Annotated in this window: 9 protein-coding genes; 7 read left to right on the forward strand and 2 right to left on the reverse strand. The window is 70.5% G+C overall.

Annotated elements, in window-relative coordinates:
* The first annotated feature begins 656 nt into the window (after positions 1 to 656).
* From IEZ01_RS30900 to IEZ01_RS30910, 3 genes are all read left to right on the forward strand, one after another.
* On the forward strand, positions 657 to 2,048 hold the full coding sequence (locus tag IEZ01_RS30900) for an ABC transporter substrate-binding protein (protein WP_189204996.1): 1,392 nt from the start codon (positions 657 to 659) through the stop codon (positions 2,046 to 2,048).
* A 76-nt stretch (positions 2,049 to 2,124) separates the two neighbouring features.
* Positions 2,125 to 3,408: a carbohydrate ABC transporter permease gene (locus IEZ01_RS30905; protein WP_373287688.1), complete on the forward strand. Its 1,284-nt coding sequence runs from the start codon at positions 2,125 to 2,127 to the stop codon at positions 3,406 to 3,408.
* On the forward strand, positions 3,405 to 4,256 hold the full coding sequence (locus tag IEZ01_RS30910) for a carbohydrate ABC transporter permease (RefSeq protein ID WP_019886798.1): 852 nt from the start codon (positions 3,405 to 3,407) through the stop codon (positions 4,254 to 4,256). The genes IEZ01_RS30905 and IEZ01_RS30910 overlap by 4 nt, the downstream gene beginning before the upstream one ends.
* A 28-nt stretch (positions 4,257 to 4,284) precedes the next feature.
* Here the strand turns inward: IEZ01_RS30910 and IEZ01_RS30915 are convergent, their stop codons facing one another.
* Positions 4,285 to 4,905 carry a TetR/AcrR family transcriptional regulator gene (locus tag IEZ01_RS30915; RefSeq protein WP_019886799.1) on the reverse strand — a complete coding sequence of 207 codons (621 nt, stop codon included), beginning with the start codon at positions 4,903 to 4,905 and terminating at the stop codon, positions 4,285 to 4,287.
* Between the two features lie 127 nt (positions 4,906 to 5,032).
* On the opposite strand from IEZ01_RS30915, the gene IEZ01_RS30920 reads away from it, so the two are divergent.
* The 3 genes from IEZ01_RS30920 to IEZ01_RS30930 all read left to right on the forward strand — a co-directional run bounded on the left by IEZ01_RS30920 (position 5,033) and on the right by IEZ01_RS30930 (position 8,157).
* Positions 5,033 to 5,965: an ABC transporter permease gene (locus IEZ01_RS30920; RefSeq protein ID WP_189204998.1), complete on the forward strand. Its 933-nt coding sequence runs from the start codon at positions 5,033 to 5,035 to the stop codon at positions 5,963 to 5,965.
* Positions 5,958 to 6,725 carry an ABC transporter ATP-binding protein gene (locus IEZ01_RS30925; RefSeq protein ID WP_189205000.1) on the forward strand — a complete coding sequence of 256 codons (768 nt, stop codon included), beginning with the start codon at positions 5,958 to 5,960 and terminating at the stop codon, positions 6,723 to 6,725. Before IEZ01_RS30920 ends, IEZ01_RS30925 begins: the two co-directional genes overlap by 8 nt.
* 106 nt (positions 6,726 to 6,831) lie before the next feature.
* Positions 6,832 to 8,157 (forward strand): glycosyltransferase 87 family protein, encoded by a 1,326-nt coding sequence (locus tag IEZ01_RS30930; RefSeq protein ID WP_189205002.1) that lies wholly within the window; start codon positions 6,832 to 6,834, stop codon positions 8,155 to 8,157.
* Between the two features lie 90 nt (positions 8,158 to 8,247).
* Here IEZ01_RS30930 and IEZ01_RS30935 read toward each other — a convergent pair whose 3' ends face one another.
* Entirely contained in the window at positions 8,248 to 13,194 is a 4,947-nt protein-coding gene (locus IEZ01_RS30935; protein WP_019886803.1) for an NAD-glutamate dehydrogenase, read from the reverse strand.
* 559 nt (positions 13,195 to 13,753) lie between these two features.
* Here IEZ01_RS30935 and IEZ01_RS30940 point away from each other — a divergent pair.
* Complete coding sequence (locus IEZ01_RS30940; protein ID WP_019886804.1) at positions 13,754 to 14,311, forward strand: DJ-1/PfpI family protein; 558 nt, start codon at positions 13,754 to 13,756, stop codon at positions 14,309 to 14,311.
* Positions 14,312 to 14,409: the final 98 nt, after the last annotated feature.

Here is a 14,409-nt window from a genome sequence, read left to right on the forward strand (position 1 = left end):
ACGGCCCGCAGAGACACGGCCCGACGCCCCACGGCCGCCCCGGCCCCACACCCACGCGGCCCGCAGAGACACGGCCCGACGCCCCACGGCCGCCCCGGCCCCACACCCACGCGGCCCGCAGAGACACGGCCCGACGCCCCACGGGGCGAGGCTGCCGGGGCGCGTCGCCTCCCGGCGCGGGCGGGCCCCGGGCTCGTACGCCCCCCGCAGGACGCGACCCCACACCCATGCGGCCCCAAGGCCCACGGCCGCCCCCGCCCCACACCCACGCGGCCCCACACCCCACGGGCCCCGGCTCCACGCCCAAGCGGCCCGCGGGGACGCGGCCCAATGCCGCCACGGGGCGAGGCTGCCGGGGGCGCGTCACTCCCCGGCCCGGGCGGGCCCGGGCTCGTACGCCCCCGCAGGACGCCGGCCCCACACCCACGCGGCCCCACACCCCACAGACGCCCCGGCCCCCACACCCACGCGCCCCGCAGAGACACAGCCCGACGCCCCACGGGCCGCCCCTACCCCCACCCGCCGCCACCTGACCCCACGTCACGAGCCCATTACGATCGCCCACTTGCCGAGGAAGGCGGTATTGCGGCCCCCTGACGGCCGGGCGTAGACCTGACGGACGGGACGAGCACGCGCGCGAAAGAGACGGGGCATCGATGCGACGTACACCTCTCCGCCAGCGAAGCAAGACCGCGGGGCACACCCGCCGGGCCGCGGTGGCCGTCACGGCCGTCACCTCGCTGGCCCTCGCCCTCGCCGGATGCGGCGACGACGGCGGCAAGGATCCGAAGTCCTCGCCCAGCAGCGGCGAAAGCACCGGCACCGCCCTGTCCTTACCGTCCCTCAAGGGCGAGAAGATCCAGGTCGCGGCCGTGTGGACCGGCCCGGAGCAGGAGAACTTCACCAAGGTCCTGAAGGAGTTCGAGAAGCGGACCGGCGCGACGGTCACCTTCGTACCGGCCCAGGACCCGATCGTGAACTTCCTCGGGACGAAGATCGCGGGCGGCAGCCCGCCGGACGTGGCGATGCTCCCGCAGGTGGGGGCCGTCCAGCAGGCCGTGGCCCGTAAGTGGGCCAAGCCGGTCGGCCCGGAGGCCAAGGCACAGCTCGCCGCCAACTACTCGAAGGGCTGGCAGGACCTCGGCGCGGTCGACGGCACCCAGTACGGCGTGTACTTCAAGGCCGCCAACAAGTCCCTGATCTGGTACAACAACGCCGCGTTCGAGAACGCGGGCGTGAGTGAGCCGAAGACCTGGAAGGAATTCCTGTCGACGGCCGAGACCGTCTCGGCGTCCGGGGTCACGCCCGTCTCGGTCGGCGGCGCGGACGGCTGGACGCTCACCGACTGGTTCGAGAACATCTACCTCTCGCAGGCCGGACCGGCCAAGTACGACCAGTTGGCCAAGCACGAGATCAAGTGGACCGACCCGTCGGTGACGGCGGCGCTGACCACCCTGGGCGAGCTCTTCGGCAAGCCGAACCTGATCGCGGGCGGCGCGAACGGCGCGCTGCAGACCGAGTTCCCGCTCTCGGTCACCCAGACCTTCACCGGAGGAGACCAGCCCAAGGCGGCGATGGTCTTCGAGGGCGACTTCGCGGCGATCAACATCGCGCAGACCCCGGCCAAGATCGGTACGGACGCGAAGGTGTTCCCCTTCCCCGCGGTCGGCGCTTCGGCCCCGGTGGTGACCGGCGGCGACGCGGCGGTGGCGCTGAAGGACACCAAGGGCGCCCAGGCCCTGCTGACCTTCCTGGCCTCGGCGGACGCCGCGAAGATCTGGGCGGAGGCGGGCGGTTTCCTCTCGCCCAACAAGGCGCTGGACCCGGCCTCGTACCCGAACGACGTGCAGCGCGAGATCGCCAAGGCCCTGATCGCGGCGGGCGACGACTTCCGGTTCGACATGTCGGACCAGATGCCGCAGTCGTTCGGCGGCACGCCCGGCAAGGGTGAGTGGAAGGCCCTCCAGGACTTCCTCAAGAACCCCAAGGACATCAAGGGCACCCAGGAGCGGCTGGAGGCCGACGCGGCCAAGGCGTACAAGAGCTGACGCCGTGGGCTCCCCTTCGGTGAAAGGTGCCGGCACGCAGCCCCGAGCCGGCACCCGTACTCCCCGCGCCAGGGGCGTGACCGGCACGCGCAGGAGCGTCGCGGCGGGCTTCCTGCTGCCGGCGCTGGTGCTGCTCGGCGCGCTCGTCGTCTACCCGATCGGGTACTCGCTCCAGCGGTCGTTCTTCGACCGCGACGGCAACTCCTTCGTCGGCCTCGGCAATTACGTCGAGCTCTTCACCGACGACACGATCCTCACCGCGGTGAAGAACAACGCGATCTGGGTGGTCTTCGCACCGGCCGTCGCCACCGCCCTCGGTCTGATCTTCGCCGTGCTGACCGAACGGGTCCGCTGGGGTACGGCGTTCAAGCTGATCGTCTTCATGCCGATGGCGATCTCGATGCTCGCCGCCGGGATCATCTTCCGGCTGGTGTACGAGCAGGATCCGGAGCGCGGGGTCGCCAACGCCGTCTGGGTGGGCGTGCACGACACCTTCGCGGAGTCGTCCGGTTTCCCCAAGGCCCGCCCGCTGCCGGTGCATCCGCTGAAGGCGGCCGGCGACGGCGCGTACCTCACCAAGGAGCCGGTGCGCGCGGGCAGTCCGGCGCGGCTGCCGCTCGTGGGGGTCGCGCCGGCGCAGATGCCGCGCGACGCGAAGCCGGCGAAGGTGCCGGACGCCCCCACCGAGGGGGTGTCCGGCACGGCCTGGCTGGACTTCACCCGTGGGGGCGGCGGGAGGCCGAACGCCGTCGACACCCAGGAACTGGGCCTGAAGGGGCTGCGGATCGAGGCGGTGAAGGACGGGAAGGTCGTCGCCGCCACGACGGCGGCGGCGGACGGCACGTTCGCCCTGCCCGCGGCCGCGGACGGGGCGCTGCTGCGGCTGCCGGGCAGCAACTTCCGCGAGCAGTACAACGGCGTCGACTGGCTCGGCCCCTCGCTCGTCACCCCGGCCATCATCGGCAGTTACGTGTGGATGTGGGCCGGGTTCGCGATGGTGCTGATCGCGGCGGGTCTGGCCAGTGTGCCGCGTGAGCTGATGGAGGCGGCGCGGGTCGACGGGGCGAACGAGTGGCAGGTCTTCCGGCGGGTGACGGTCCCGCTGCTCGCCCCGGTACTGGCGGTGGTCCTGGTGACCCTGATGATCAACGTGCTGAAGATCTTCGACCTGGTCTTCATCATCGCGCCGGGCTCGGCCCAGGACGACGCCAATGTGCTGGCGCTCCAGCTGTACCGCTCGTCGTTCGGCACGGACGCGGATCTGGGGGTGGGCAGCGCCATCGCGGTGCTCCTGCTGCTGCTGGTGATCCCGGTGATGCTCTTCAACATCCGCAGGATGCGAAGGGAAGGCCGACGATGAGCTCTCTGGGGTCCCGGATCGCCGCCCGCACCGCCGGCGGTGCCCTGCGTGTCTTCCTCATCCTTGTGGGGCTGTTCTGGCTGATGCCGACGGTCGGGCTGCTGCTGTCCTCGCTTCGCGGTCCGGCCGACATCGCCTCGGGGGGCTGGTGGCAGGTCTTCACCACCCCGGCGCAGCTGACCACCGAGAACTACTCGGCGCTGCTGGCCAACGACACGATCACCGACTCGCTCCTCTCCACGGTCCTGATCACGGTCCCGGCGACCCTGCTGGTCGTGGTGGTGGGCTCCCTGGCGGGGTATGCCTTCGCCTGGATGGACTTCCCGGGGCGTGACTGGTGGTTCCTGGTGGTCGTGGGGCTGCTGGTGGTTCCGGTGCAGGTGGCGCTCGTACCGGTGTCGAAGCTCTTCGGCGAGATCGGGATCTTCGAGACGACGCTCGGTGTGGTGCTCTTCCATGTCGCGTTCGGGCTGCCGTTCGCGATCTTCCTGCTGCGGAACTTCTTCGCGGAGATCCCCCGGGAGCTGCTGGAGGCGGCCCGGCTCGACGGCGCGGGCGAGATCCGGCTGTTCACCCGTGTGGTGCTGCCGCTCGGCGGTCCGGCCATCGCCTCGCTGGGCATCTTCCAGTTCCTGTGGGTCTGGAACGACATGCTGGTCGCGCTGATCTTCGCGGATTCGGAGTCGCCGCCGATCACGGTCGCGCTCCAGCAGCAGGTACGGCAGTTCGGCAACAACATCGACGTGCTTGCGCCGGGCGCGTTCGTGTCGATGGTGATTCCGCTGGCCGTCTTCTTCGCCTTCCAGCGGCAGTTCGTGTCCGGGGTGATGGCGGGCGCGGTGAAGTAGCGGGGCAAAGGACAGCGCGGGCGGCGGCTCAGGCCTTGAGCGCCGCCACCGCCGCGCGCGCCATCTCGTCCAGGTAGCCCTGGGGCAGCTCCGTACGGACCACGACCAGGCGCCAGTAGAGCGGCCCCACGATCAGATCGAGCGCCCGGTCCGGGTCCGTGCCGGCCGGCAGGTCGCCGCGGGCGACGGCGTCCTGCACGACCTGGGCGACCACGCCCTGCTGGCTGTCCAGCAGGGCGGCCTTGATCGCATCGGAGATCTCGGGGTGGCGGGCGGCCTCCACGAGCAGGTCGGGGATGACCTGGGAGGCGACCGGGTGGCGCAGGGCGTGCGCGGCCACCTCCAGCAGGGCGCGTACGTCGCTGTGGAGCGAGCCGGTGGCGGGGGCGGGCAGCCCCTGTGTGGCCACCGCGCCGACCAGGTCGAGGACGAGCGAGAGCTTGGACTTCCAGCGCCGGTAGACGGCGGTCTTGCCGACGCCCGCGCGGCGGGCGATGCCCTCGATGGACATCCGGGCGAAGCCGACGGCGGCGAGCTCCTCGAAGACGGCGGCGCGGATCGCGTCGGTGACGTCCTCCCGAAGCACTGCGGCTCCGGCGGGGGCGCGTCGGGGCGTGCCGGTCGGCTCTGCGGTCATGGCCAGGATCATAGCCAACACCCACGTCACGACGAGACGGTTGCGTTCCGACGTACGAGCGCCCTACTCTCGCCGTAGCGACGATACGGGTCCGTCCCGTCGTCGCTCTCGACGCACTCCGTCGTCGGAAGTGAGGACAGTGACCACCCATACCGCCGCCCCAGCCCCCGCCCCCGTCGCGACGCCCACCCCCGCGCTCTCCGGCCCGGAACTGCGCGCGATCGCCCTGCGCCACGGCCTGACCGTCAGCGGCGCGCGCCCCTCGCTCCCGGTGTATGTGCGCCGGCTCTGGTCCCGCCGCCACTTCATCGGCGCGTTCGCGACCGCCCGGCTCACGGCCCAGTACAGCCAGGCGCGGCTCGGCCAGCTCTGGCAGGTGGCGACCCCGCTGCTGAACGCAGCCGTCTACTACGTGATCTTCGGCGTCCTGATGAACGTCCAGCGGGACATCCCGGACTACGTCCCCTTCCTGATCACGGGCGTCTTCGTGTGGACCTTCACGGCGCAGTCGATCACCGCCGGCACGCGCGCGATCAGCGGCAACCTCGGGCTCGTACGGGCCCTGCACTTCCCCCGCGCGTCCCTGCCCATCGCGCTCGCCCTGCAACAGCTCCAGCAGCTCGCCTTCTCGCTGGGCGCGCTGGCGGTCATCCTCTTCTGCTTCGGCGAGTTCCCGACCTGGAACTGGCTGCTGGCCGTGCCCGCCCTCGCCCTCCAGACCCTGTTCAACATTGGTCTCGCGCTGGTCATGGCCAGGATCGCGGCCGGTACGCCGGACGTGGCGACGCTGATGCCGTTCGTGCTGCGCACCTGGATGTACGTCTCCGGCGTCATGTGGAGCATCCACCACCTGGAGGTCACCAGCCGGCTGCCGCACGCGGTGCTGACGCTTCTGCAGTGCAATCCGGCGGCCGTCTACATCGATCTGATGCGTCTCGCCCTCGTGGAGAGCTTCACCGCCGACCAGCTGCCGCCCCATGTCTGGACGCTGGCCCTCGGCTGGGCGCTGCTGCTGTCCGTCGGCGGCTTCATCTATTTCTGGCAGGCAGAGGAGACCTACGGCCGTGGCTGAACGCACCCCCACCGTCGTCGCCGACGGCGTCCACATCACGTACACCGTCCAGGGCGGCCGCGCCGCCAAGGGTGGCGCCACTTCGGCGCTCGGCCGGATCGCCGCCCGCCGGGCCGCCCCCGGGGCCCGTACGGTCCACGCCGTGAAGGGTGTCAGCTTCGCCGCGTACAAGGGCGAGGCGATCGGCCTGATCGGGTCCAACGGCTCGGGGAAGTCGACCCTGCTCAAGGGCATCGCCGGGCTGCTGCCGACCAGCGAGGGCCGGATCTACACCCAGGGCCGGCCCTCCCTCCTGGGGGTGAACGCCGCGCTGATGGGCGATCTGTCCGGGGAGCGGAACGTGGTCCTCGGCGGTCTCGCGATGGGCATGTCCCGCGCCCAGATCAGGCGGCGCTACCAGGAGATCGTCGACTTCTCCGGGATCAACGACAAGGGCGACTTCATCTCGCTGCCGATGCGGACGTACTCCTCGGGCATGGGCGCCCGGCTGCGCTTCTCCATCGCCGCCGCCAAGAGCCATGACGTTCTGCTGATCGACGAGGCGCTGGCGACCGGGGACGCGGCCTTCCGCCGCCGCAGCAAGCAGCGGATCGAGGAGCTGCGGGCCCAGGCGGGCACGGTCTTCCTGGTCAGCCACAGCAACTCCGCCATCACCGACACCTGCGACCGGGCGCTGTGGCTCGAAGCGGGGACGCTACGGATGGACGGCCCCGCGGCCGAGGTCGTCGAGGCGTACCAGTCCTTCACCGGGAAGAAGTGACCGGCGGTCCGGAACAGGCACGAGGAGGCGCAAAACAGGCGTAAAACCAGCGCAAAAGGGGGCTAGAAGGAATTAAAACGATCAAATACGGCTAAAGTCCGCCTCGATGAAGACGCATCGGTTCCACCCCCGCCGCGCGGCCCGCGCACCGCGCACCCCGCGAAGTCCCAACGGGTCCCCCCGTGCCCTCAGCAACCTCAGTCCCCTCTCCACCCTCACGTCCCACCTGCCCATGGGCACGCTGGACCTCACGCCCCCGGGGGTGATCGACACCTCCGCCGAGCGCCGCTCCCGCGTGGCCCTGGGCATCGTGTGGGCGCTCACCCGCACCGGCATGCTCGTCCTGCTGCTCCAGGACAGCCTGGGCGTACGGGGCGTCGCACGCGAGGTCTACGTCCTCTACCACTGGTGGTACGGGCACCTCACCCAGGGCTCCTTCCCGGTCGACGACGTCACCTGGCAGTACCCGCCCGGCGCAGGTCTCGTCTTCCTCTCCCCCGCCCTGCTGCCCTGGCTGACCTACTTCCAGGCCTTCGTCGTCCTCACCCTGCTGGCCGACGCGGCCGTCTCCGTCGCGCTCGCCCGCGCGGGCACCCAGGGCGCCTGGGTCTGGGTCGCCGGGCTGCCGCTGCTGCTGCACGTGCCGCTGGCGCGCTACGACGTCCAGGTCACCGCCATCGCCGTGTTCGCCCTGCTCGCGCTGGGCGCCGGCCGCTCCCGGGTCGCCGGCGTCCTCGCCGGGCTCGGCGCCATGGTCAAGGTCTGGCCCGCACTCACCCTCGCCGGCGCGGGCAGAGGCCGTACCACCCGTGAGGCCTGCTTCGCCGCGGCGGTCACCGTCGTCGCCCTGCTCGCCGTCCTGTCCCTCGGCTTCTCCCACAGCCTGGACTTCCTGCGCCAGCAGGGCAGCCGGGGCGTCCAGATCGAATCGCTCGGCGGCACGGCCCTGGCACTGGCCCATGCGATCGCGGACTGGCCCGGTTCGGTCGCCTACCGCTACGGCGCCTTCGAGTACGTCGGCCCGTACGTCTCGACCGTGGCCCGTCTGCAGCTGCTGCTGACCCTTGCCGCCCTGTGCTGGCTGGTGTGGTGGCGCATGCGGGCCTGGCGCTGGAACCCCGCCGTTCCCTTCGACGCGGCGCTCTGCGCCGTCCTCCTCTTCACCGTCACCAGCCGGGTCATCAGCCCCCAGTACATGGTCTGGCTGCTCGGCCTTGCCGCGGTCTGCCTCACCTCGCGCCACACCAGCCAGCGCACGGTCGCCCTGCTGATCCTGCCCGCCGCCGGGCTCAGCGCGCTCGCCTACCCCGTGCTGTACGAGGAGGTGCTCACCGGCTCCGCGCTGGGCTGCGCGGTGATGGTGGCCCGCAACGGCCTGCTGCTCGCGGCGGCGCTGCTCTCCTGCCGGCGGCTGTGGATCACCACCACGTAGCGCCACCGCACGGCGCAGGGCGCCCACCGGCCGGAACCGGTGGACGCCCTGTTCACGAAGGAGTGAACCCCGCGGGGCTCACGCAGCCCCTCAGGCGTGCGTACGCAGCAGCTGACGCATGGTCCGCATCGCGACCGACAGATTCGCCAGGTCGAAGGCGTCCGAACTCTGGATCTCCTCCAGCGTCGTACGCGCACGGCCCAGGATGGCCGCGTTCTTCTGCTCCCAGGCCTTGAACCGCTCCTCCGGCGAGGCGGCGCCGTTGCCCGCCGACAGCACGTCCGAGGTGAGCGCCGCGTGCGCGGCGTACAGGTCCTCCCGGATGGAGGCACGGGCCATCGACTGCCAGCGGTCGTTGCGCGGCAGCTCGATGATCCGGTCCATCAGCTGGGTGATCCGCAGCCGGTCGGCCAGGTCGTAGTAGACCTCGGCGACCGCCATCGGCTCCTTGCCCGTACGGTCCGCGATCGCGACGATGTCGAGCGTCGGGAAGGCCGAGGAGAACCCGGCGACCCGCAGGGCCAGCTCCTCCGGGACGCCCGCCCCGGTCAGCTCGTCCACGATCGACTGGTACCACTCCAGGTCCGCGCCGCGCAGCATCTGCGGCAGCTCCGACCAGACATGCTCCACCCGGGCCGAGAAGAACTCCACGGTCTCGGCGAGCTCCAGCGGCTGCGGCCGGTTACCCAGCAGCCAGCGCGTACCGCGCTCGACGAGACGGCGGGAGTGCAGCCGGATGCGGGTCTGCACGTCGGCGGCGACCTTGTTGTCGAGCGCCTCGACGGCGTCCCAGACGGCGTTCAGGCCGAAGATGGCGCGGGCCGCGGTCTGCGCCCGGACGATCTCTTCGATCGACGCGCCGGTCTCCTCCCGCAGCCGGTGCAGGAAGGTCGAGCCACCGGTGTTGACGGTGTCGTTGACCAGGATCGTCGTGATGATCTCGCGGCGCAGGGCATGCCCGTCGATCGCCTCGGGGAACTTCTTGCGCAGCAGCGACGGGAAGTAGGTGTGCAGCAGCTCGCGCAGGTACCGGTCGTCCGGCAGCGAGGTCCGGATCAGCTCCTCCGCCACCGTGATCTTGGTGTAGGCGAGCAGGACGGCGAGCTCCGGCTGGGACAGGCCCTTGCCGGTGTTGAGCAGCTCACGGATCTGACGGTCGTTGGGCAGGAACTCCAGGCCTCGGTCGAGGTGTCCGTCGCGGCCCAGCCGGCGCATGAAGCGCTGGTGGGCGTGGAGCAGGGACGGCGACTGGGTGACGGCGTTGGCCAGGGCCACGTTCTGCGCGTAGTTGTTGCGCAGGACCAGGGCGCCGACCTCGTCGGTCATGTCGGCGAGGATCTTGTTGCGCTGCTTGACGGTCATGTCGCCGTCGGCGACCAGACCGTTGAGCAGGATCTTGATGTTGACCTCGTGGTCGGAGGTGTCCACACCGGCGCTGTTGTCGATCGCGTCGGTGTTGATCTTGCCGCCCTGGCCGCCCGCTCCGACGCGGGCGAACTCGATCCGGCCGAGCTGGGTCAGACCCAGGTTGCCGCCCTCGCCGACGACCTTGACCCGCAGGTCCTCGCCGTTGACCCGGATGGCGTCGTTGGCCTTGTCGCCGACATCCGCGTGCGTCTCGGCGGCCGACTTCACGTACGTACCGATGCCGCCGTTCCACAGCAGGTCCACCGGCGCCTTCAGGACCGCCTGCATCAGCTCGGCCGGGGTCATCTTCGTGATGCCCGTCTCGATGCCGAGGGCGGCCCGCATCTGCGCGTTGACCGGGATGGACTTGGCCGTACGGGGGTGGATGCCGCCGCCCTGGGACAGCAGCTCCGGGTTGTAGTCGGCCCAGGAGGAGCGGGGCAGGTCGAACAGACGGCGCCGCTCGGCGTACGAGGTGGCGGCGTCGGGGTTCGGGTCGATGAAGATGTGGCGGTGGTCGAAGGCCGCGACGAGCCGGATGTGCTCGGAGAGCAGCATGCCGTTGCCGAAGACGTCACCGGACATGTCACCGACGCCGACGACCGTGAAGTCCTCCGTCTGGGTGTCGTGGCCCAGCTCGCGGAAGTGGCGCTTGACGGACTCCCAGGCGCCGCGCGCGGTGATGCCCATGCCCTTGTGGTCGTAGCCGGCGCTGCCGCCGGAGGCGAAGGCGTCGCCGAGCCAGAAGTCGTAGCCGATCGCGACGTTGTTGGCGATGTCGGAGAAGGTGGCGGTGCCCTTGTCGGCGGCGACGACCAGGTAGGTGTCGTCCTCGTCGTGGCGGACCACGTCGGCCGGCGGGACGACCTCGCCCGCGACCATGTTGTCGGTGATGTCGAGGAGCGCCGAGATGAAGGTCTTGTAGCTCTCGATGCCCTCGGCGAGCCAGGCGTCACGGTCGGCGGCCGGGTCCGGCAGCTGCTTGGCGACGAAGCCGCCCTTGGCGCCCACGGGCACGATGACGGTGTTCTTCACCATCTGCGCCTTCACCAGGCCGAGGATCTCCGTACGGAAGTCCTCACGCCGGTCGGACCAGCGCAGGCCGCCTCGCGCGACCTTGCCGAAGCGCAGGTGCACACCCTCGACCCGCGGCGAGTACACCCAGATCTCGAAGGCCGGGCGGGGCGCCGGCAGGTCCGGGATGGCCTGCGGGTCGAACTTCATCGACACGTAGTCGTGCGGCGTGCCGTCGGCGGTCTTCTGGAAGAAGTTGGTGCGCAGCGTCGCCTTGATGACGGTGAGGAAGGAGCGCAGGATGCGGTCCTCGTCCAGGCTCGCGACCTGGTCCAGGGCGCCGTCCAGCTCCTCCAGCAGACCGTCGATCAGCTCCGTGCCGGCGCGCTGCCGCTCGGGCGACATCCGCGCCTCGAAGAGCGAGACGAGCAGCCGGGTGGTGTGGACGTTGTTGCGGAGGGTGTCCTCCATGTAGTCCTGGCTGAAGGTGGAACCGGCCTGGCGCAGGTACTTGGCGTAGGCGCGCAGCACCATCGCCTCGCGCCAGTTCAGCCCGGCGCTCAGGACCAGGGCGTTGAAGCCGTCGTTCTCGGCGCGCCCGGTCCAGGTGGCGGAGAAGGCCTCCTGGAACCGCTCGCGGGCGTCGTCGCCGAGGTAGTCGCCGTTGGTGCTGGGCATCCGCAGGCCGAAGTCGTAGACCCAGGCCTGCGTACGGTCGGCGCAGCGCAGCTCGTACGGGCGCTCGTCGACGACCTCGACGCCGAGCCGGTTGAGGACCGGCAGCACGGCGGAGAGGGAGACCTGCTCGCCGGTCCGGTAGATCTTGAAGCGGCGCTCGCCGGGGCCGCTGCCCACGGGCTCGTAGAGCGAGAGCGCGAAGTCCTTCTTGGTGCGGTCGAGCTGGTCCAGGTGGACCAGGTCGGCGACGGCGGCGCGCGGCGAGTGGTCGGCCTTGTAGCCCTCGGGGAAGGCGTGGCCGTAGCGGCGCAGCAGCTCCGCGGCGCGCTCCTCGCCCAGCTCGGCGTTGAGGGCCTCGGCGAAGCCGTCTGCCCAGGAGCGGGCGGCCTCGACGAGCCGGCCCTCGATGCGGTCGACGTCGGCGTCGGTCAGCGCGCTCAGCTCCGTGCCCGGCTTGACGCGGACCACGAAGTGCAGCCGGGACAGGATCGACTCGGTGTTCCAGGCGGTGAAGTCGACGCTGGTGCCGCCGAGTTCCTCCTTGAGGATGTCGATGATCCGCAGGCGCACGCCGGTGGTGTAGCGGTCGCGCGGCAGGTAGACCAGCGCGGAGTAGTAGCGCCCGTACTCGTCCTGGCGCAGGTACAGCCGCAGCCGGCGGCGCTCCTGGAGGTACAGCACGGAGGTGACGATCGAGCGGAGCTCGTCGACGGGGGTCTGGAAGAGCTCGTCGCGCGGGTACGTCTCCAGGATCTGGAGCAGGTCGCGGCCGTCGTGGCTGTTCGGCGAGAAGCCGGCGCCCTCCAGGACCTCGGCGACCTTCCGGCGGATGACCGGCACGCGGCGGACGGACTCGGTGTACGCGGCCGAGGAGAACAGGCCGAGGAAGCGCCGCTCGCCGACCACGTTGCCGTCGGCGTCGAACTTCTTCACACCGACGTAGTCCAGGTACGACGGACGGTGGACGGTGGAGCGGCTGTTGGCCTTGGTGAGGATGAGCAGCTTGTGCTCACGGGCCTTGGCGCGCGCGTCGGCCGGGAGCCGGCTGAAGGAGGGCGAGACCGGGTGGGCGTGGTGGTCGTCGCCGGAGTGGTGCGGGTCGGAGCGCAGGATGCCGAGGCCGGTGCCGGGGACGGCGGCCAGCGCGTCTCCGTTGACGAGGTCGTACTCGCGGTAGCCGAGGAAGGTGAAGTGGTCGGCGGAGAGCCACTGCAGCAGCTCACGGGCCTCTTCGACCTCGGTCGGGCGCAGGTCGGGGGCGATCGGCTCGCTTGGCAGCGACTCGGCGATGCGCAGCGCGGCGTCGCGCATCTTCTCCCAGTCCTCGACGGTCTCTCGGACGTCGGACAGGATGCGCAGCAGGTCGGTGGTGATCTGCTTGAGGTCGGCGCGGTCGGTCTCGCGGTCGATCTCGACGTGGATCCAGGACTCGACGAGCGCGTCGTGGGGCAGCTCGCCACGGGGCTCGGTGGTGAGGACCTCGATGAGCTTGCCCGTCACGTCACGGCGGACGACGAACTGGGGGTGGATCACGACGTGGATGCCACGGCCCTGGCGGGAGAGCTCGTTGGTGACGGAGTCGACCAGGAACGGCATGTCGTCGGTGACGACCTCGACGACGGAGTGGCTGCAGGTCCAGCCGTTCTCCTCGACGGTGGGCGTGTGCACACGGACGTTCGCGGTGCCCTGCGGGCGGTTCTCCGCCAGCCGGTAGTGCGAGACCGCGGCGCCGAAGACGTCGACAGGGTCGCGGTCCGTGAGGTCCTCGGGAGCGGTGTGCAGGTAGTAGCGCTGGAGGTAGTCGAGCAGGGTGTCCTGGCTGGGACGCTCCCCGATGTCTGACCCCGTCGGAAGTTGCCCCCCGACCGGGCTGTTCTCAGCTACCCGGGCCGCCCGTGCGAGCAGCTCGGCCTTGGCTTCGTCCAGCTTGGTCTGCATGTCCTCTGGCTCCTGTCGCGCGCCGTTGCGTGACGTAGGGGAAAGAAATGACACAACGCCACGACGCGGGGTCTCCGGTCGAGGTCGACGTTATGCCGGGATGAGAGATCTCCGGGCCGTTATAGGCCAATCTTGGCGGCGAACCCGGACAGGGAAGATCAACGACCGCCCGGGCACGGTGGCGCTCCGGGCGCAGGCCGGGGGCTTCGCTGCCCCCACGGCGTATCGCGCTGATCACGGTCCCAGGCTATCGCTCTCCACCCCTGCCTCGTCATGAGCCTTATGTGTACAAAAGCAGGGCCAGAAGTTTGACACTCTGGACAGCGACACAGGCTGTACGGAGCCGTCGGCCGACGCCGTCGGAATCCGGCCCATGACCATCCGGCCGACTTGGCAAACCGGAGCGCCGGCTGCACGGTGACCTCGACACGAGCCCCACGACCCATCTCGCGGAGCACGCACGATGGCGTATGAGCATGTACGACCATGCTTGAGCACGTACGACCACCTATGACACGCATGACACGTATGACCACGTAGACATCCGGGAGCGTCAGCCATGGCAGACAAGATCCTGATCGTCACCGGCGATGCGGCCGAGTCGCTGGAAGTGCTGTACCCGTACCAGCGACTGCGCGAGGAGGGGTACGAAGTCCACATCGCCGCCCCCTCCCGCAAGACGCTGCGCTTCGTCGTGCACGACTTCGAGCCGGGGTACGACACGTACACCGAGAAGCCGGGCTACACCTGGCCCGCCGACCTGGCCTTCTCCGAGGTGGACCCCGGCGAATACATCGCCCTGGTCATCCCGGGCGGCCGGGCGCCCGAGTACCTCCGCAACGACCCCGAGCTCCGCAAGATCGTCAAGTCGTTCTTCGACTCGGACCGCCCGGTGGCGCAGATCTGCCACGGGCCGCTGCTGACGGCCTCGATCGACAGCCTCCGGGGCCGCCGGGTGACGTCCTATCCCGCCCTGGAGCCCGACATGGACGCGGCGGGCGCGACCTTCCAGGACGTGGAGGCGGTCGTCGACGGCACGCTGGTGTCCTCCCGCGCCTGGCCGGACCACCCCGCGTGGATGCGCGAGTTCCTGAAGGTCCTGCGCGCCGACGCCTGAAGCTGAGGTCTGAAGCCGAGGCCTGGCGCCGCCGACGGATCCGGCCGCGCACCCGCAGCGCGAGGCCTGAAGCCGAGCCCTGAAGCCGCCGACGGATC

Source organism: Streptomyces purpureus, assembly GCF_014648195.1.
Classification (GTDB): domain Bacteria; phylum Actinomycetota; class Actinomycetes; order Streptomycetales; family Streptomycetaceae; genus Streptomyces; species Streptomyces purpureus.

Coding starts and splice junctions, on each gene's coding strand:
- IEZ01_RS30940 (WP_019886804.1), top strand. CDS start 13,754: ATGGCAGACAAGATCCTGATCGTCACCGGCGATGCGGCCGAGTCGCTG.
- IEZ01_RS30935 (WP_019886803.1), bottom strand. CDS start 13,194: ATGCAGACCAAGCTGGACGAAGCCAAGGCCGAGCTGCTCGCACGGGCG.
- IEZ01_RS30915 (WP_019886799.1), bottom strand. CDS start 4,905: ATGATCCTGGCCATGACCGCAGAGCCGACCGGCACGCCCCGACGCGCC.
- IEZ01_RS30910 (WP_019886798.1), top strand. CDS start 3,405: ATGAGCTCTCTGGGGTCCCGGATCGCCGCCCGCACCGCCGGCGGTGCC.
- IEZ01_RS30930 (WP_189205002.1), top strand. CDS start 6,832: ATGAAGACGCATCGGTTCCACCCCCGCCGCGCGGCCCGCGCACCGCGC.
- IEZ01_RS30900 (WP_189204996.1), top strand. CDS start 657: ATGCGACGTACACCTCTCCGCCAGCGAAGCAAGACCGCGGGGCACACC.